The sequence below is a fragment of the Burkholderia sp. Ap-955 genome, assembly GCF_011753045.1.
Taxonomy (GTDB): Bacteria; Pseudomonadota; Gammaproteobacteria; order Burkholderiales; family Burkholderiaceae; genus Burkholderia; species Burkholderia lata_D.
The window spans coordinates 40,787-57,755 of record NZ_VWWH01000012.1; the positions used below are offsets into that span (position 1 = coordinate 40,787).

At 64.4% G+C, this 16,969-nt stretch carries 19 protein-coding genes and 1 pseudogene; 14 read left to right on the forward strand and 6 right to left on the reverse strand.

Going from position 1 to position 16,969, the window contains the following annotated elements; all coding sequences use genetic code 11:
• The first annotated feature begins 39 nt into the window (after positions 1-39).
• From F3J15_RS09680 to F3J15_RS09730, 11 genes are all read left to right on the forward strand, one after another.
• Positions 40-549 (forward strand): DUF1269 domain-containing protein, encoded by a 510-nt coding sequence (locus F3J15_RS09680; protein ID WP_069249686.1) that lies wholly within the window; start codon positions 40-42, stop codon positions 547-549.
• A 216-nt stretch (positions 550-765) separates the two neighbouring features.
• A complete protein-coding gene (locus tag F3J15_RS09685) occupies positions 766-1,281 on the forward strand; it encodes a hypothetical protein (protein WP_069249685.1) in 516 nt (171 codons plus the stop codon).
• 104 nt (positions 1,282-1,385) lie between these two features.
• Entirely contained in the window at positions 1,386-2,534 is a 1,149-nt protein-coding gene (locus tag F3J15_RS09690; RefSeq protein ID WP_089448802.1) for a cytochrome c oxidase subunit II, read from the forward strand.
• Positions 2,535-2,565: 31 nt separating this feature from the next.
• Positions 2,566-4,326: a cytochrome c oxidase subunit I gene (gene ctaD, locus F3J15_RS09695; RefSeq protein WP_166890182.1), complete on the forward strand. Its 1,761-nt coding sequence runs from the start codon at positions 2,566-2,568 to the stop codon at positions 4,324-4,326.
• Entirely contained in the window at positions 4,323-4,934 is a 612-nt protein-coding gene (locus F3J15_RS09700; protein ID WP_166890185.1) for a cytochrome c oxidase subunit 3, read from the forward strand. Before ctaD ends, F3J15_RS09700 begins: the two co-directional genes overlap by 4 nt.
• On the forward strand, positions 4,931-5,650 hold the full coding sequence (locus tag F3J15_RS09705) for a heme-copper oxidase subunit III family protein (RefSeq protein WP_166890188.1): 720 nt from the start codon (positions 4,931-4,933) through the stop codon (positions 5,648-5,650). Before F3J15_RS09700 ends, F3J15_RS09705 begins: the two co-directional genes overlap by 4 nt.
• 7 nt (positions 5,651-5,657) lie before the next feature.
• Positions 5,658-5,999, forward strand: a complete 342-nt coding sequence (locus F3J15_RS09710) for a cytochrome C oxidase subunit IV family protein (protein ID WP_069249680.1) — start codon at positions 5,658-5,660, stop codon at positions 5,997-5,999.
• Positions 6,000-6,140: 141 nt separating this feature from the next.
• On the forward strand, positions 6,141-6,461 hold the full coding sequence (locus F3J15_RS09715; protein WP_089448799.1) for a high-potential iron-sulfur protein: 321 nt from the start codon (positions 6,141-6,143) through the stop codon (positions 6,459-6,461).
• 233 nt (positions 6,462-6,694) lie between these two features.
• Entirely contained in the window at positions 6,695-7,609 is a 915-nt protein-coding gene (locus tag F3J15_RS09720) for a LysR substrate-binding domain-containing protein (RefSeq protein ID WP_166890191.1), read from the forward strand.
• Between the two features lie 183 nt (positions 7,610-7,792).
• A complete protein-coding gene (locus F3J15_RS09725; RefSeq protein ID WP_166890195.1) occupies positions 7,793-9,067 on the forward strand; it encodes a dicarboxylate/amino acid:cation symporter in 1,275 nt (424 codons plus the stop codon).
• Positions 9,064-10,524, forward strand: coding sequence for an amino acid racemase (locus F3J15_RS09730; protein ID WP_166890198.1), 1,461 nt, complete (start codon positions 9,064-9,066; stop codon positions 10,522-10,524). Before F3J15_RS09725 ends, F3J15_RS09730 begins: the two co-directional genes overlap by 4 nt.
• A 190-nt stretch (positions 10,525-10,714) precedes the next feature.
• Here F3J15_RS09730 and F3J15_RS09735 read toward each other — a convergent pair whose 3' ends face one another.
• Entirely contained in the window at positions 10,715-11,131 is a 417-nt protein-coding gene (locus F3J15_RS09735; protein WP_166890201.1) for a plastocyanin/azurin family copper-binding protein, read from the reverse strand.
• 384 nt (positions 11,132-11,515) lie between these two features.
• Between F3J15_RS09735 and F3J15_RS09740 the strand changes: the two genes are divergently transcribed.
• The 3 genes from F3J15_RS09740 to F3J15_RS09750 are packed head-to-tail and all read left to right on the forward strand — an operon-like array spanning position 11,516 to position 13,272.
• Positions 11,516-11,788 (forward strand): metal/formaldehyde-sensitive transcriptional repressor, encoded by a 273-nt coding sequence (locus F3J15_RS09740; protein ID WP_089448796.1) that lies wholly within the window; start codon positions 11,516-11,518, stop codon positions 11,786-11,788.
• Between the two features lie 12 nt (positions 11,789-11,800).
• A complete protein-coding gene (gene dmeF, locus F3J15_RS09745) occupies positions 11,801-13,084 on the forward strand; it encodes a CDF family Co(II)/Ni(II) efflux transporter DmeF (protein ID WP_166890219.1) in 1,284 nt (427 codons plus the stop codon).
• A 2-nt stretch (positions 13,085-13,086) separates the two neighbouring features.
• Positions 13,087-13,272, forward strand: a complete 186-nt coding sequence (locus F3J15_RS09750) for a DUF1289 domain-containing protein (protein ID WP_205190757.1) — start codon at positions 13,087-13,089, stop codon at positions 13,270-13,272.
• 243 nt (positions 13,273-13,515) lie between these two features.
• On the opposite strand, the gene F3J15_RS09755 is transcribed toward F3J15_RS09750, so the two are convergent.
• The 5 genes and pseudogenes from F3J15_RS09755 to F3J15_RS09775 all read right to left on the reverse strand — a co-directional run bounded on the left by F3J15_RS09755 (position 13,516) and on the right by F3J15_RS09775 (position 16,894).
• Positions 13,516-14,556, reverse strand: coding sequence for a YncE family protein (locus tag F3J15_RS09755; RefSeq protein ID WP_166890222.1), 1,041 nt, complete (start codon positions 14,554-14,556; stop codon positions 13,516-13,518).
• A 99-nt stretch (positions 14,557-14,655) separates the two neighbouring features.
• Positions 14,656-14,823, reverse strand: a pseudogene (locus F3J15_RS09760) (DUF1259 domain-containing protein); the annotation flags it as partial.
• 33 nt (positions 14,824-14,856) lie between these two features.
• Positions 14,857-16,119 carry an MFS transporter gene (locus F3J15_RS09765; RefSeq protein WP_240158771.1) on the reverse strand — a complete coding sequence of 421 codons (1,263 nt, stop codon included), beginning with the start codon at positions 16,117-16,119 and terminating at the stop codon, positions 14,857-14,859.
• Complete coding sequence (locus F3J15_RS09770; protein WP_166890228.1) at positions 16,109-16,540, reverse strand: chromate resistance protein ChrB domain-containing protein; 432 nt, start codon at positions 16,538-16,540, stop codon at positions 16,109-16,111. The genes F3J15_RS09765 and F3J15_RS09770 overlap by 11 nt, the downstream gene beginning before the upstream one ends.
• Before the next feature lie 30 nt (positions 16,541-16,570).
• Positions 16,571-16,894, reverse strand: a complete 324-nt coding sequence (locus F3J15_RS09775; RefSeq protein ID WP_166890231.1) for a hypothetical protein — start codon at positions 16,892-16,894, stop codon at positions 16,571-16,573.
• Between the last annotated feature and the right edge of the window lie 75 nt (positions 16,895-16,969).

Genomic DNA, 16,969 nt, shown 5'->3' on the forward strand with positions numbered 1-16,969 from the left:
CATTGTGGACGCGTTGATGGCAAGAAAAGGGGTGCCAACATGAGACGCCTTTATTTCCTCGTACCTGATACCCAGATGGCGAAGGCCATCGTCGATGATCTATTGCGCGCACGCATCGTCTGGCGCCATATCCACGTGCTCGCCGACCACAGCGTCACACTCGATCAGTTGCCCGAAGCATCGTTGCTGCAAAGCAGCGATGTCGTGCATGCACTCGAGCGCGGCGTCGCGCTCGGCGGCGCGGCCGGTGCGCTGATCGGCCTCGTCGCGCTCGTATTTCCTCCGGCGGAGCTCGTGATCGCGGGCGGTGCCGTCGTCGGATTGACGTTGGCCGGTGCGGGTTTCGGGGCGTGGACCGCCGCGATGATCGGCATCTCGGAACCGAACGCGCGACTCCAGCGATTTCGCGAGGCGATCCAGGCAGGCCAGATCCTGATCATGGCCGACGTGCCGGCATTGCGAGAGCAGGAAATCGAAGAGATGGTCGCTCAGCATTTTCCGAAGGCGGACCTGGAAGGCGCCGAACCTACGTCACCGATCTTCCCCTGACGCGCGACAGCAAGCCGGCCTGCCCGACACCCGGTTGCATCGTCGCGCTTCGTCGAGCGTGCGGCCGCGACCGCGGGCCGCGCGTGGAGCGGGTCGTGCACACGTTGCGTAGGCAACCCTGTCCGCCATGCCGAATCGCGCAGGCGACGCAGGCCCGACGCGCGTGACGCCTTTGGAACCGAAGCGCCGACGTCGAAGCGTCAACAAGGAGGTCGTATGGAACTGCACATTCAATCGCACCATTGGGAGCGTCGTACGCCCGACTGGGTTGCCGCTGCCGTGGCCGGTCTCGCGGGCGGCGCGCTGGTGATCGCGCTGGAATTCATCTGGTCGACCCTGGTGCTCGGCTCGAGCCCGTGGCAACCGACCCACAAGATCGCGGCGATGGTGATGGGCCGCAGCGCGCTCGGCCAGATGACGCAATTCAACCTCGAAATCGTGGCGATGGCGCTGCTGTTGCACTACGTGCTCGGCGCGATCATGGGGATGATGCTCGCCGCGATCATGGCGCCTTTCCGCCTCGATTCGAGCGTGGGCATGGAAGCCGCGATCGGGCTGGCGTTCGGGATCGTCGCGTATGGGTGGAACTTCTACGTAATGACGGCCGTGTTCCCGTGGTTCGTCTCCGAGCGCGGTTCCGGGCCCTTGCTGGCGAACCTGTTGTTCGGCGTGGTTGCGGCCATCACCTACGGCAGGCTGGAGCGATTGCGCAAGCAGAACGCGGACGACTGACACATCGCGTTTCCCGCCGCGCCGAGCGTGAACACGCGGCGTCCGCGGGCGATATGGAACCGGGCGTCGGCGGCGCCGGTGAGTGACATGCAGCGAGGCGGCCTATGGTCCTTGCGATTGCCCTGGTCCTGATCATCGTGCTGGCGGTGGGGTTTCACTTTGCCAGCCCGTGGTGGATCACGCCGATCGCGTCGAACTGGGTGCGCATGGACGACATGCTGACGATCACGCTCGTCATCACCGGCGCATTCTTCATCGCCATCAATCTGTTCATCGTGGTCGCCCTGGTGCGCTATCGCCACCGCAGCGGGCACCGGGCGGCCTACGAACCGCACAACCGGAAACTGGAATGGTGGCTGATCGGCCTGACCATCGTCGGCGTGGCGGCGTTGCTCGCGCCGGGCCTGTTCGTCTACGCGGACTACATCCGGCCGCCGCGCAACGTACTGCAGATGGAGGTGCTCGGTCAGCAATGGCAATGGCGCTTCCGCTTCGCCGGGCCCGGCGGCAAGCTGGGCACGACCGACGTGCGCTACATCAGCAACGACAACCCGTTCGGCCTGAACCCCGCCGACCCGAACGGCCGTGACAACTACCTGATCGAAAGTCCCGAGGTGCACCTGCCGCTCAACCGGCCGGTCCAGGTCCTGACACGGTCGCGCGACGTGCTGCACGACTTCTACGTTCCGCCGTTCCGGGCGCGGATGAACATCGTGCCGGGCATGGTGACCACCTTCTGGTTCACGCCGACCAAGGCAGGGCGCTACGACATCCTGTGCGCGCAGCTCTGCGGGATCGGGCACGCCGGCATGCGCGGCGTGGTGGTGGTGGAAGACGAAGCCGCGTTCTCGCGCTGGCTGGCGCAGCAGACCACGTTCGCGCAGCAGCAGATGGCCCACGTGCAGGCCGCGCCGGCCGCGGCGGGCGGCAGCGCGCAGGCGCTGGCCAACCTGGGCAAGACGCTCGCGGCGGCCAAGGGCTGCGTCGCCTGCCACACCGTGGACGGCAGCCCGCTCGTGGGCCCGACCTGGAAGGGCCTGTACGGCAAGACCGAAACGATGGCCGACGGCAGCACCGCGAAGGTGGACGAAGCCTATCTGCGCGCGTTCATCCGCAATCCGACGGCCCGTGTCGTGAAGGGCTTCTCGCCGATCATGCCGCACTTCGACCTGAGCGAGCAGGAACTGACCGCGCTGGTGGCCTATATCAAGGCGCAAGGCGGGACGCCCGCCGGCACCGCGGCCCAGCCCTAGCGGAACGGACGAATCAGACGGAGCACACGCCATGACCTACGCGCACACCGACCACGTCCCGCACAGCTTCTGGACCCGCTACGTGTGGAGCCAGGACCACAAGGTCATCGCCGTGCAGTACGCACTGACGGCCATCGCGATCGGCCTGGTCGGCCTCGTATTGTCAGACCTGATGCGGCTGCAGCTCGGCTTTCCGGGCAAGTTTTCGTTCATCGACGCGAACCACTACTACCAGTTCGTCACCATGCACGGGATGATCATGGTGATCTACCTGCTGACGGCGCTGTTCCTGGGCGGCTTCGGCAACTACCTGATCCCGCTGATGCTCGGCGCGCGCGACATGGTGTTCCCGTTTCTCAACATGCTGAGCTACTGGGTCTACCTGCTGGCCGTGCTGGTGCTGGTGGCGAGCTTCTTCGTGCCGGGCGGGCCGACCGGCGCGGGCTGGACGCTGTATCCGCCGCAGGCGATCCTGCCGGGCACGCCGGGCGTGGAATGGGGCATCGTGCTGATGCTCGTGTCGCTGGCGATCTTCATCGTCGCGGCCACGATGGGCGGCCTGAACTACGTGACCACCACGCTGCAGGCACGCACGCGCGGCATGACGCTGATGCGCATGCCGCTCACGGTATGGGGCATCTTCATCGCGACCATCATGGCGCTGCTGGCGTTTCCGGCGCTGTTCGTGTCGGCGGTGATGATGCTGTTCGACCGGACGCTCGGCACCAGTTTCTTCATCCCGGCCGTGGTGTCGATGGGGCAGACGCTCAAGCATGCCGGCGGCAGCCCGCTGCTGTTCCAGCACCTGTTCTGGTTCTTCGGGCATCCGGAGGTCTACATTGTCGCGCTGCCGGCCTTCGGCATCGCGTCGGATCTGATCAGCACGCACGCGCGCAAGAGCATCTTCGGCTACCGGATGATGGTGTGGGCGATCGTGATCATCGGCGCGCTGAGCTTCGTGGTGTGGGCGCACCACATGTTCATCGCCGGCATGAATCCGTACTTCGGTTTCTTCTTCGCCACCACGACGCTCATCATCGCCGTCCCGACCGCCCTCAAGGTCTACAACTGGGTGCTGACGCTGTGGCGCGGCGATATCCACCTGACCGTGCCGATGCTGTTCGCGATCGGCTTCGTCAGCACCTTCGTGCTGGGCGGGCTGACCGGGCTCTACCTCGGCAACGTGAGCGTGGATATCCCGCTGTCGAACACTTACTTCGTGGTCGCGCACTTTCATATGGTGATGGCCGTGTCGCCGATCCTGGTGGTGTTCGGCGGCCTGTATCACTGGTATCCGAAGGTGACGGGCCGCCTGCTCGACGACACGCTCGGGCGCGCGCACTTCTGGATCACCTTCGTCGGCACCTACGCGATCTACTTCCCGATGCACTATCTCGGCGTCCTGGGCATGCCGCGGCGGTATTACGCGTATCAGGGCTACAGCTTCATTCCGCATTCGGCGCAGACGCTCAACACGTTCATCACGATCGTCGCGCTGATCGTCGGGGCGGCACAGCTGCTGTTCCTGTTCAACCTCGCGTGGAGCCTCCGCCACGGCCGGCGTGCGGACGGCAACCCGTGGCGGGCCACCACGCTCGAATGGCAGACGCCGCAAACGCCGCCCGTGCACGGCAACTGGGGCCCCACGCTTCCCGTCGTCTACCGCTGGGCATACGAATACAGTCCGCCGGGGCAGGAGGAAGACTTCGTGCCGCAAAACCAGCCGCCCGCGACGGTGCCCGAGCCCGAAGCGGCCCACCCGACGCTCCACCCCGGCGAGACACACAAATGACCACGCTGCCGCGCCCGTTCGTTCCCGATGCGCCACCCGGTTTGCCGAATGCGGGCCGCACCGGCCTGGTCGTGTTCATGGCGGTGGCGACGACGTTGTTTTCGCTGCTGCTGCTCGCTTATGCGATGCGCATGCGCGAACCCGACTGGCAACCGATCCCGCATCCGGCGTTGCTATGGTGGAACACCGGCGCGCTGGCGCTGGCCAGCATCGCGATGCAGCGAGCCCGGCGGATAGGCCCATACCGCACGGTGTGGCTGGTATCCGGCGGCGTACTGGCGGCCGTGTTCGTGATCGGGCAACTGGTTGCGTGGCACATGCTGTCGGCGGCCGGGCAGACCGTCACCGTCAATCCGTCCAACAGCTTCCTCTACCTGTTGACCGGCCTGCACGGATTGCATGTGCTGGGCGGGTTGGTGGCGTGGGGCGTGACGATCGCGCCGCTCCGGCGCGCGGACCCGTTCCGGGCCCAACGGTCCATCGCGCTGTGCGCGCTGTACTGGCATTTCCTGCTCGCAGTCTGGCTCGTGCTGCTGGCGGCGATGTGGTGGTTGACCCCCGGAATCGTCGCGGCCGTCTGCGGGCCGCTATACGGAGCCGCGCCATGAAAGCGCCCACCGTCCACACCGAATCCGCTGCCGAATCGTCCGCGGTGCCGACCGTCGACGCGCGGCCCGACGGCTGGCGCGGCATCGTCACGGACTGGGCGTCCGACCGCGAAGCCTTCCGGGTGCCGTGGGGCAAGGCGATGATGTGGATCTTCCTGCTGTCGGACACCTTCGTCTTCAGCAGCTTCCTGATCGGCTACATGTCGGTGCGCATGTCGACCACGGCGCCGTGGCCCGACACGTCGAAGGTGTTCGGGCTCACGGTGGGCGGCCTGGATGTGCCGTTGCTGCTGATTGCCATCATGACGTTCATCCTGATCACCAGCAGCGGCACCATGGCGATGGCGGTCAACTTCGGCTACCGGCGCAACGCCAGGCGCGCCGGCGCGCTGCTGCTCGCGACGGCGCTGCTGGGCGCGAGCTTCGTGTCGATGCAGGCTCTCGAATGGACCAAGCTGATCGTCCACGAAGGTATCCGGCCCTGGGGCAACCCGCTGGGCGCCGCGCAGTTCGGCGCGTGCTTCTTCACGATCACCGGCTTCCACGGCTTTCACGTGACCTGCGGCGTGATCTACCTGCTGCTGATCGCGCGCAAGATCCGGCAGCCGGGATTCACCGAACACGGCAACTTCCAGATCGTCGAGATCGCCGGGCTGTACTGGCACTTCGTCGACCTGGTATGGGTGTTCATCTTCGCGCTGTTCTATTTGTGGTGAGGCAGCCATGGAGCACATCGATCCCGCCGATCGACCCGACGCCGCGCACGGCCAGCAGCATCCGATCGGCCTCTACCTGAAGATCTGGGGCCTGCTGTTCGTGCTGAGCACGTTGTCGTACCTGGTCGACTACTTCAACGTGCAGGGCCTGATGCGCTGGGTACTGATCGTCGTGCTGATGATCGCGAAGGCCGGGCTCATCGTGTCGATCTTCATGCACATGATGTGGGAGCGGCTGGCGCTCGTGTACGCGATCCTGATCCCGCCGCTGTGCCTGCTCGTGCTCATGGTGCTGATGGCGGCGGAAGCGCATCACACGTTCGGGATGCGGGCGTTGTTCTTTCGCTGATTCCGTCGTCGATCGTGCGTCGGCGTGATGGGCGCGATGCCTGCGCGATCGACCGGCGCCGATTCGGAGCAGACGGCGTTCCTTCATCGGGGAACGGCGCTTCCCGGACATCCGTTCATGCAAACCTGAAGGGAGGATTCCATGAAATTTTCACGTCGACGTTTCATTGCAGTCACCTCCGTGCTCGCCTCCTCGCTCGCCGTTGGACGCCGCGCGACGGCGGCGGATGCCGGGGCCGGCGTCGTGCAGGAAACCGATGCCAATGCCCAGGCGCTCGGCTACAAGGCGGATGCCGGCCGGGTCGATCACGCGAAATACCCGAAGTTCCACGCGGGCGACACCTGTGCGAATTGCCAGTTCTTCCAGGGCAAGGCCGGCGCCGCGACGGGGGCGTGCGCCGTTTTCGGCGGCAAGCAGGTCAGTGCGAAAGGCTGGTGCAACAGTTATACGAAGAAGGCGTAGCAAGGGCGGGACGGGCTGGCGGCCGTCCCGCCGAAACGCCGTTGTCGCCCGCGAACATCGTCCCGTCAGCGACGATGCAGAACGACGACGTTCAGGTCGGCCACGGGCGCCATGGCAAACGCCGACGCGAGGCGCCGGATCGAGCACATACAATGTGAGCGTCCGCCGGCCCGCGCATCCCCCTGACTTCGGTGACGCGCAGGCCGATCCCACCGCGATCCTCCAAGGCCAACATGGAAATCAAATGGATCGAGGATTTCCTCGCCCTCGCTCAATATCAAAGCTTTTCCCGGGCAGCGGAGTTCCGCAACGTCACGCAGTCGGGTTTCAGCCGCCGCATCCAGTCGCTCGAACAGTGGATCGGGGCCGAACTGATCGATCGCAGCAGCTTTCCGCCGGTGCTGACGCCGGCGGGCCGCCTGTTCCGCGAGACGGCCGAAGACGTGCTCAGCCGCCTGTTCGACACGCGTGCCATCATCCGCACCGAGCAGCGGATCGCCGGCAAGAGCCTGCAGATCGCCGCGGGCCACACGATCGCGCTGAGTTTCCTGCCGGCCTGGCTCAAGGCGCTCGCGCCGCATTTCGGCGAAGTGCGGGCGCGCGTCATTCCGACCAACGTCCACGATTCGATCCTGATGCTCGTCAACGGCAACTGCGAGCTCATGTTTGCGTATCACCATCCGGAACTGCCGCTCCATCTCGATCCGGTGAAATACGAACACCTGACCGTGGGCCTCGATACGTTGATGCCGGCATGCAGGCCCGACCGTCGATCGGCGCCGGCCTTTCGCCTTCCCGGGACGAAGCAGCATCCGCTGCCGCTGATCTCCTATACGGAGACCAGCTACTTCGGGCGATGCCTCGCGCTGCTGCTCGGTCGCGCACCGGATGCACCGGCCTTGCAACTGCACTACGAATCCGACATGGCCGAGGTGCTGAAGAAACTCGTGATGGAAGGCGAGGGTGTCGCGTGGCTGCCCCGGAGCGCGATCGCAGCGGAACTGGCGGCCGGCGAACTCGTGCCGGCCGGCCCGGCGGCCTGGAACCTCGACGTCGAACTGCGCGTGTATCGCGATGGGTCGAATCGCAGTGAATTCCTGGACACCCTCTGGCAGCACCTGCGCGCGGCGCCTTCGCGGCTCGGCTGAGTCAGGGTTTTCCCGCCTTATGCGGCACTCGCATACCGCCATGTTGCACCGGCATCACGGTTTTATCGACGGTCCCTACCATTCGTTCCAACGGCAAGTGTGACGCATGACCCGCGTCGCGCTGCCTTCATCGCAGCGGCGGTCCGCCTTCCGGCGGACGGGTGCCACCACGGACGGATGGACATGAAAAATCGCCTTACCTTAAGCATCGCAGTCGGCATGATTCTCGGAGTCGTCGCCGGCTATCTCTGCCACACCCACATCGCGGACCCGGGCACGCTCAAGGCGATTGCCGGCTATTTCTCGATCGTCACCGACATCTTCCTGCGCCTGATCAAGATGATCATCGCGCCGCTGGTGTTCGTGACGCTCGTGTCCGGCCTGGCCGGCATGGACAGCGGCGAGGACGTCGGGCGCATTGGCCTGCGCTCGATCGGGTGGTTCATCTGCGCGTCGCTGATTTCGCTGAGTCTGGGCCTCGTCATGGCCAACGTACTGCAGCCGGGCGCCGGCCTGAACCTCACGGAAACCGCCGGCGAGGTCAATACCGGCTTGAACACGGCCGCGCTGAACGCCCGGGACGTGATCACGCATGCGTTCCCGACCAGCCTGCTCGACGCGATGGCGCGCAACGACATCCTGCAGATCCTGGTGTTCTCGGTCTTTCTCGGCGTCGCGCTGAGTACGCTGAAGCACGACAGGCGCGTCGGCGTCGTGATCCAGTCGATCGACGGGATGGTGCCGGTGATGCTGCGCCTGACGAATTACGTGATGCGCGCGGCGCCGCTCGGCGTATTCGGTGCGATCGCATCGTCGGTCACGCTGCGCGGGCTCGACGTGATCTACACGTATGGAAAGCTGATCGGCGCGTTCTATCTCGGCTTGCTCGTCCTCTGGATGCTGCTGATCGGCGCCGGCTATGCGTTTCTCGGGCGACGCGTCGTGAGCCTGCTGAAGGCCGTGCGCGAACCCGCGCTGATCGCCTTCTCGACCGCGAGTAGCGAGGCCGCCTATCCGCGCCTGACCGAGCAGCTCGAGCGGTTCGGCGTCGACAAGAAGGTGGTGGGCTTCACGTTGCCGCTGGGTTACGCATTCAACCTCGACGGTTCGATGATGTATCAGGCGTTTGCCGCCATCTTCATCGCCCAGGCGTTCGGCGTGCACATGCCGCTGTCGGAGCAGGTGTTCATGCTGCTGGTGCTGATGTTGAGCAGCAAGGGAATGGCGAGCGTGCCGCGCGGCTCGGTGGTCGTGGTCGCGGCGGTCGCGCCGATGTTCCATCTGCCGGTGGCCGGCGTCGCGATGGTCCTCGCGATCGACCAGATCCTCGACATGGGGCGCACGATGACGAACGTGATCGGCAACAGCGTGGCGACGGCCGTGATCGCGAAGTGGGAGGGCCGGCGAGCGGTGAAGTCGAACGCCGCCGTATTCGACGAGCCGGAGCTGAATGCATGATGGGCACGGACAGCGTGAACACCCGGCGAAAATTCGGCGTGGTCGGCGGTCTCGGGCCGCTGGGGAGTGCCGACGTGTTCTTCAAGATGGTGAAGGCGACGCCGGCGTCTTCCGACGATGAGCATATCGAAGCGATTTTCGAGCAATACCCGTTCAATGGCGCGGGGTCGGGCAGTGCGGCGACCATCGAACGCAAGCTGTACGTGTTCGACATGATCCGGGCGTTCGAGCAGCGTGGCGTGACGACGGTCGTGCTCCCGTGCTTTCTGAGCCACACGTTCATCGACGAGCTGAAGGCGAATACGCGGCTGCCTATCGTGGATATCGTCGAAGCCGTTCGCAGCCATGTGCAACGCAAGTATCCCGGCGCGACGCGCATTGGCGTACTCGCTTCCGATTACGTGCGGGACAAACGGCTTTTCGATGCGTATTTCCCGTCGCCGCCATTCGACATCGTCTATCCGCGTTCGTACGATGGCGTCGATCTCGTGACCGAAGCCGTCTACGGTGCCGACGGCATCAAGCGCGGCACGCTTCGAGGTCGGCCGGTCGAGTTGTTGCGCCGAGCCTGTGAGGATCTGGTCGATCAGGGCGTGCAGGTCATCGTCCCGGGGCTCACCGAGATTGCGCTGGTCGCGGACGAAATCGGCCCGTTGCCGGTGCCGTTGATCGATTCGAATCTCGCCTACGCGCAGTACGCGGTATCGGCGCCGCTCGGCTCCCGTGCATCGACGTTCAAGATCGGCGTGGTCGGCGGCGTGGGCCCGGCCGCGACGGTCGATTTCCTGGACAAGATCGTGCGCAACACGCCGGCGGCGCGCGACCAGGACCATATCAAGCTGCTGGTCGAGCAGAATCCGCAGATTCCGGACCGGACGGAGAACCTGGTGGGTAGCGGCACGGACCCGACGATCGCCTTGTACGCGACCTGCAAGCGGCTCGAAGCGGGCGACGCCGATATCATCGCGATTCCGTGCAACACCGCGCATGCCTTCGTCGAACGGATCCAGCCGACCCTCGGCATTCCGATCGTCAACATGCTGACGGTGACGGTCGCCCATTTGCGCGACACGTATCCGGGGCTCCGCGATGTCGGCGTATTGGCGACGTCCGGCACGATCGAAAGCGGTGTGTACAGGAAGGCGCTGGAATCGCAAGGACTCCGCCAGGTCGCACCGGCGCCGGCCTTGCAGGCGCGCGTGATGGAAGCGATCTACGGAACGCACGGTGTCAAGGCCGGCTTCACGACCGGACAGTGCGAGGACGACATCGGTGCCGCAATCGATGCGCTGATTGCCGAAGGCGTGAACGTGATCGTGCTCGGGTGTACCGAATTGCCGATCCTGCTGCCCGGCGGCGAATACGTGACGCGGAACGGCAGTCGGGCAACGCTGGTCGACCCGACCGACGTGCTGGCCCGGACGTGCGTTGCCCATGCGATGGCGGCGGCCGGCTGAGCCGGTTTCCGTGTGACGAATCGCGGACCTGTGCGCGGGCGCCGATCGATCGGCGTGACGCAGAGGACGCGCCGATGGATGACGTGAAGCGGTGTCCACGTCGACGACGCACACGCCGCGCGACGTGGCGAAGTCTTCTTTTCCGCACGCACGGCATCGGTATCAGGCGCCTTCGGTTCGGCCAGGCGATTCACGGCGTGACGACAAGCACGGTATGCATGCCGGCCGCATAGTGTCCCGGTTTGTTGCAGATCAGCGCGTAGCGTCCGGGCACGAGCGTGAATGACGCGCGTTTGCTCTTGCCCGGTGCGATGTCTTCGACTTCGCCGATCTTTTTCAACTTGCGCTCCAGCACTTGGCCTTTGCGGACAGGGAGTGCATCATCCGCGAGATCGGTCCTGAGCAGGACGAGTTCGTGCTCCATGTTGTTGTCCGCGGCATTCCTGACATCAAGCGTGACGCGACCCGCTTTCACGTTGTGTGTCTCGAGCTGGATCGCGCTCGACAGCAACGTCGCGTTGACGGTTTGCTCTGCCCGGCTGGCAGGCGAGGTCATGCCGAGCGCAGTCACGCCGGCGAGGATGGCGATTCGGTAAGTGGTGTTCATGACGGCTCCCTGTGCAACGAGACACTGCGCCCGCCAGGCGTTCGGCGAATGCCGCATGTGATATGCCGCGCACGCAGATACCCCTGCCAGTGCGACGGCATGAATGCTTTCCTGGGGCGGTACGTGCTGTAAACGTGCGCTGTGAGGCGTTTATTCCCGGGGTCGGTCAAGCGTCCTTTGCGTGGGGCGTTCTTGCAACACAGGAACGTCGCCGGCCGATCGTGCACGCCGGCTTGCGCTACGCGGTCTCTGCTGCAATGTGGCGCGTCATCGGCCGATCCGGCCTCTCGGCGCCAATCTTGCGTTATCCCGACATATACCCCTCCTCCCTATATGGAATCGGGTATTGGAATATACTCCCCCCCGCTATATGAAGGAGCCATCATGAGCCACACCGTCAAGGAAAAGCAGAAGCTGCTGAATCGCGTGCGCCGCATCAAGGGGCAGGTTGAAGCCATCGAGCGCGCACTGGAAGAGGAGCGCGGCTGCAATGAAATCCTGCAACGCATCACGAGCAGCCGCGGCGCGATGAACGGGCTGCTCGCGGTCGTGCTCGAGGATCACATCCGCAGCCACCTCGTCGATGCCGAGGGGCACGAGGACGAAGGCAGCGCGACCGAACAGCTGATCGAAGTCGTTCACAGCTATTTCAAGTAATCGAGTGCAGCGATGAGCGAATTCAAGGATGCCGCGTTTGGTGCGGGGCACGACCATATTTTCCTGGGCGCCGCGCACGCGGAAAACGAGCGCAGGACCTGGATGGTGATCGGGCTGTGCGCGGCGATGATGGTGGCCGAGATTGTCGGCGGCTCGATCTTCGGCTCGTTGGCGCTCATCGCCGACGGGCTGCACATGTCGACGCACGCTGGCGCAATGCTGATTGCTGCGCTTGCGTACACCTATGCACGCAAGCATGCGAGCGACCCGCGATTCGTGTTCGGCACGGGGAAGCTTGGTGATCTGGCTGGCTTCACGAGCGCGATCGTGCTCGCGATGATCGCGCTGCTGATCGGGTATGAGGCGATCGCACGCTTGCTCGCCCCGGTGCCGATCCATTTCGGCGAAGCGATTCCAATTGCTGTGGCCGGCCTGCTCGTCAACATCGCGAGCGTCTGGCTGCTGAGCGGTGGTCACCATGGCCACGGTCATGGTCACGGCCATCATCACGGGCACGCTCATGGCGGTCACGACGATCACGCGCACGAAGAGGACGTGCACACGATCGTCGATCGGCAGGGCGCATTCCTCGTGTCGGTGTTCGAGGAGGGGGTTCCGCCCGTGTTCCGTGTGACGCCTGCCACACGCGATACGACGCTCGTCGATGCGAAAGCCGTGTCGGTGACGACGATCCGTCCGGACGGTACCCGGCAAACATTCGCGATGGAAAACCGGGGTGGTTATCTGGAGTCGGTCGACGCGATCCCCGAACCCCACGCATTCAAGGCCATCGTCCGGTTGAACGACCGCGAGCATGAACTCGCGTTCGAAGAACATGATCACGGTACGTCCGCTGCGGCAACACGAGATCACAACATCCGCTCCGCCTACATTCACGTGATTGCCGATGCGGCAGTCTCCGTTCTGACGATCATCGGCCTGCTGCTCGCGCGGGCGTTCGGCTGGGTCTGGATGGATCCGCTCGCCGGCATTATCGGTGCGCTGGTGATTGCGAACTGGTCGTATGGCCTGATGCGCGACACGGGCCGTGTTCTGCTCGACATGAATCCGGACCGTCGGCTCGCGGACAACGTGCGCACGGCCATCGAAGGCAACGGCGACAGGATCAACGATCTGCACGTCTGGCGCCTCGGACCGGGGCACATGAGCGCGGTCGTGTCCGTCTCGACCGACGACGCGGCACGGGATTCGCGCTTCTATCACGGCCTGCTTCAGCGCTTCGAGGATCTGTCGCACGTGACCGTCGAAGTCGTGCCCGCCGTGAGGGGGCACTGAGGATGGCGGTCAAATCGCCTTGCGTCGAAGTGTGCTCGTTCGACGGCAGGACCGGCTACTGCGTGGCGTGCCTGCGCACGCGGGACGAAGCCCGCGGGTGGAAGAAGATGACGGATCATCGGCGTCACCAGATCGTGAATGATCGGGCTCGACGGCAGGCAAAGCTGCCCCGGACGACAACCGACTGAACGCAGTTGCGCTGGGTTTGACTATTTCAGCAAGTGCCGTCGTCACGCGGCCATCGGCCGGTCGACGTGGCCGGCACCTCGTCAATTCTTCCCACCAGGCCTCCCCTTGATTTCAATGCATTTTTTGCCGGGATAGCGTGATCTAGGCGCGACAAGGTGTTCAGTCCACCCTTCAAAGAATATCCCGGAAAATCAGATTCCTTTTGTCTGGGCGTCATGCCTCGTCCGGGGCCACTGTCGCGCTTATCCAGGTTCCATCACACGCAGCACTGGTTTCCCGTCAACGCTTTTCAGGGGGAAGTACGACCGGTGTGTGGCCGGGTCGACTGCGACGATATGCGCATTCGGCCCGAGGCGGCCCTCGCCGATTTTTTCGCCGGTACCCGCCTTGAAGCGAAATTGTGAAACGACACCATCCTCGCCTGCCACGTAGAGCGTTGATAGTGTCGAGTCGAATGCCAGCACGTCGGGTTCGCCGCCAACAGCGAACGACTGGATGACCTGCTTCGAGCGCATGCTAAAGGTGAGCAGCCTGTCGTTGCCTTCGCATGCGATGAAGGCGAGACGCTCACGCGGATCGATCAACAAACCGTGATTGCCTTTGGCGCCAGGCAGATCGAAGCGCCCCACGATCCGGTTGGTCGCCGGATCGATCTCGACGAGCTGACGGCGCGTCTGGACGTTCACGAAGATGTGCCGGGAGACCGGATCGTATTGCGTATTTCCGGCCTCGCCGTCAAGCGGAATCGTTGCAACGCGCTGATTGGTTCGTACATCGATGACAGTTTCCGTTTCCCCGTATTCGTCGGACACGTAGAGCTTGCTCACGTCTGGCGCATAAGCCATCCCATCGGGATAGCGCCCGCCTGGCATACGCGCGACGATTTTCAACGTCGAGGCGTCGATTGCGACGATCTCGTTAGTACCGGTCGCCGATGCGTACACACGCGAGAGCTCGGGAACAGCGAGAACACCATGCACCGACGAAACGTCGCCGATCCGGGCAATCACGCGCGACGCGCGCGTATCGAATACCACGATCTCCCCGTCACCGAGATGCGCGATAAACAGCAGGTTGCGACTCGTGTCCAGGCTGGCGTAGTCGAACCGTGTCGTCCGTCCGGGCAATGGGACATCCGCAACGTGCTTCAACGGCAGACTGCCAAGCGAGAGATCGGCTGCCTCCGAATGGGCGCGGTAGACAACGAGGCCCGCCACGGAGAGCAACACTGAAAGCCCGACCAGCAGAAGCAGGCCAAGGCGTGAATTCCGGAGATGTTTCATCACTCGATCCTGCGACAACCATCACCGCCGCAATCGGCTCAAGCCGAGCGCGGCGGTACTGCTCAATTCCGACGGTCAATGCGCGACAGCTGCCTGTGCGTCGCCGTCTACCACCGCCTCGTCGTCCGCCCCGGCGAACGCTGCCCACGTGTTGACGCCCATCTCGTTGCCGATTTTGACGCCATGCATGCTTGACGGCTTGCCGATCACGACCTTGAACATCCCGTTGTTCGTCTGGCCTTTCGAACCGAAGATTGCTTCGAGCGGCTCCCCGCGACGGAACCTCGCGATTCCGCCCGGCTACGGCTTGGCCCCTTCGTCGGGTTTGATGTGACGGAACGCGGCAAGCAACGACAGGTCGTAGGCGATCTTCAATGCGCCACATGCGACCAGGGGCACGCCGAGCCACCCGAGTCCGAACAGGCTTCCCGCCAGCGTTGGCGCGACAGCGGCCGCAAGACTGCGCGGCACTGACGTAAAGCTGGCCGCGGCAGGGCGTTCCGCCGGCGTGACCACAGCCATCACGTAGGCAGTGCGCGTCGGCACATCCATCTGCGACAACGCGCTGCGCATCAGCAGGAGCGCCAGCGTCGCCGGCAGCGTTGACGCAAAGGCCGCACCGATCAGGCAGAGGCTCGACGGGATGTGCGTGAACACCATCGTGTTCAACAGGCCGACCCTGCGCGACAGCGGCGCGGCGACGAGCTGGGAACCGGCGGAGAGCAAGCCGGACCAGAAGAAGAATTGCCCGGCCGCGCCAATCGACAGGCCGAAGCGCTGCATCAGCCAGAGCGACAGCAACGAATTGACGACGAGTCCGCCGGCGAACGCGTCGATGCTGAACAGCAGCGCCAGACGCGTGACGATCCGCCGGGACGGTCCAAGCGGCGGAGCGGCCGTCGCCCGGCGCGATTCCGTGATCGGCAGCCGGCGGTACAACGCGGCGACCGCGATCCCCGTCACCGCGTACAGGAGAAACATCGCGCGCATTGCCTCGAGGAGCGAGATGCCTGCGTGCGAAGCGAGCCACAGCGGCAGGCCAGCTGCGAGCGAACCCAGCGCGGCCGATACCGCGCCGATCAGGCTGTAGCGCGCGAACAATGCGGTCCGCGCATTGCCGTTCGCCGCTTCGGCGAGTCTCGCCTGTTCGAGCGGCAGGAACAGGCTGACATCGCCCGAGCTCGGATTGAGTGTGCCAACGAAGGCCACGATGAGCAGCGGCCAAAGCGTCGACAAGCCGGCAAAGCCGATGCCGGTGGCAGCCATCAAAACGGCGGCCAGCGTCAGCATCCGGCGTGACGGAAAGCGGCTGGCGACCATGCCGGCGGCGATTGTCGCCACGGCCGAACCCGCCAACGTCGCGGTACTGATCAGCCCGACGTCGATTTGCGCGAAGCCGAGCAAGAGCAGGTAAGCCGGCAGCAGTACCGCAATGAAGCCGTCGCAGAAGCCTCGCAGGCCGCGACTGACGAGAAGAATCCATGCCGTGCGCTCTACGCCAGCCGGCATCAGCCAGCGCGAAAGGCGAACCGCGTGCGACACGGCCGGACGCTCACCAGGCATGTGCATCACGTCGGCACCACGTATAAAGCGCGTCGTACATCACCATCCCGTGCCGCAGCTGCTCGTGATCGTCGGCGAAATTTCCCGACAGCCCGATGGAAATCGCATACAAGCCGGTTGCCTCCGGGGCAAGATCGAACCTGTTTGTGTCCGCACCCCGCACGATCTCGGCGAGCTTGAGCAGCGCGGGGTCGCGAAGCGCGTACTTGTCGAGAAACGCATCAAAGCTGCAGTGTTCGCCGTGGTGGCCGAGCTCAACACCGGGTACGTCGTAGGGGATCGCACCCGTTTCGCCGGCGATGCGCAGCACATCTGCACCGGGCACATAGAGAAATTCAGGGGCATCATCAATGAACCGGGCGATGAGCCACGGACAGGCGATGCGATCGATTTTCGGACGTTCCCGTGTAATCCACTTCATGGCGCCTCTCCTGTCTGCACGGCTGAATCGTCAGTCGTCGTCCTCTTCATCGTCACCGGCCGGACGGCTGCTGACGAGCTTGCCGCCCTCGGCCAGAATCAAGCGTTGCTCCTGGCCGCCTTGCACAATCGTCACGACATACCGCGACTCGCCGTTCTTCGAGCGCCGTTGAATCACACCGACGCTGCCGCCTTCCCGTTGACGCTCGATTGTCGTTCTCACCGGCGCTGGCAAGTGCTCAAGCGTGACGGTCTCGCCGGCCCCCTGATCGGACGCGCTTCTGTCACAACCGGATAGCGCAACGGACAGGGCAAATGCCATCGCGACCGGGACCATCCCGCCAAACCTTTGCATCACTCGCTCCTGGCCCGGTTGCTCGCGTCGATTACGCGGGAACCGACTGCGGCGACCCGACCGTATCCATTTCCA

Bases quoted from the DNA above. Each gene is read 5' to 3' on its own strand.
- F3J15_RS09680 (WP_069249686.1), top strand. From the start codon at position 40: ATGAGACGCCTTTATTTCCTCGTACCTGATACCCAGATGGCGAAGGCC.
- F3J15_RS09685 (WP_069249685.1), top strand. From the start codon at position 766: ATGGAACTGCACATTCAATCGCACCATTGGGAGCGTCGTACGCCCGAC.
- F3J15_RS09690 (WP_089448802.1), top strand. From the start codon at position 1,386: ATGGTCCTTGCGATTGCCCTGGTCCTGATCATCGTGCTGGCGGTGGGG.
- ctaD (WP_166890182.1), top strand. From the start codon at position 2,566: ATGACCTACGCGCACACCGACCACGTCCCGCACAGCTTCTGGACCCGC.
- F3J15_RS09700 (WP_166890185.1), top strand. From the start codon at position 4,323: ATGACCACGCTGCCGCGCCCGTTCGTTCCCGATGCGCCACCCGGTTTG.
- F3J15_RS09705 (WP_166890188.1), top strand. From the start codon at position 4,931: ATGAAAGCGCCCACCGTCCACACCGAATCCGCTGCCGAATCGTCCGCG.
- F3J15_RS09710 (WP_069249680.1), top strand. From the start codon at position 5,658: ATGGAGCACATCGATCCCGCCGATCGACCCGACGCCGCGCACGGCCAG.
- F3J15_RS09715 (WP_089448799.1), top strand. From the start codon at position 6,141: ATGAAATTTTCACGTCGACGTTTCATTGCAGTCACCTCCGTGCTCGCC.
- F3J15_RS09720 (WP_166890191.1), top strand. From the start codon at position 6,695: ATGGAAATCAAATGGATCGAGGATTTCCTCGCCCTCGCTCAATATCAA.
- F3J15_RS09725 (WP_166890195.1), top strand. From the start codon at position 7,793: ATGAAAAATCGCCTTACCTTAAGCATCGCAGTCGGCATGATTCTCGGA.
- F3J15_RS09730 (WP_166890198.1), top strand. From the start codon at position 9,064: ATGATGGGCACGGACAGCGTGAACACCCGGCGAAAATTCGGCGTGGTC.
- F3J15_RS09735 (WP_166890201.1), bottom strand. From the start codon at position 11,131: ATGAACACCACTTACCGAATCGCCATCCTCGCCGGCGTGACTGCGCTC.
- F3J15_RS09740 (WP_089448796.1), top strand. From the start codon at position 11,516: ATGAGCCACACCGTCAAGGAAAAGCAGAAGCTGCTGAATCGCGTGCGC.
- dmeF (WP_166890219.1), top strand. From the start codon at position 11,801: ATGAGCGAATTCAAGGATGCCGCGTTTGGTGCGGGGCACGACCATATT.
- F3J15_RS09750 (WP_205190757.1), top strand. From the start codon at position 13,087: ATGGCGGTCAAATCGCCTTGCGTCGAAGTGTGCTCGTTCGACGGCAGG.
- F3J15_RS09755 (WP_166890222.1), bottom strand. From the start codon at position 14,556: ATGAAACATCTCCGGAATTCACGCCTTGGCCTGCTTCTGCTGGTCGGG.
- F3J15_RS09765 (WP_240158771.1), bottom strand. From the start codon at position 16,119: ATGCCTGGTGAGCGTCCGGCCGTGTCGCACGCGGTTCGCCTTTCGCGC.
- F3J15_RS09770 (WP_166890228.1), bottom strand. From the start codon at position 16,540: ATGAAGTGGATTACACGGGAACGTCCGAAAATCGATCGCATCGCCTGT.
- F3J15_RS09775 (WP_166890231.1), bottom strand. From the start codon at position 16,894: ATGCAAAGGTTTGGCGGGATGGTCCCGGTCGCGATGGCATTTGCCCTG.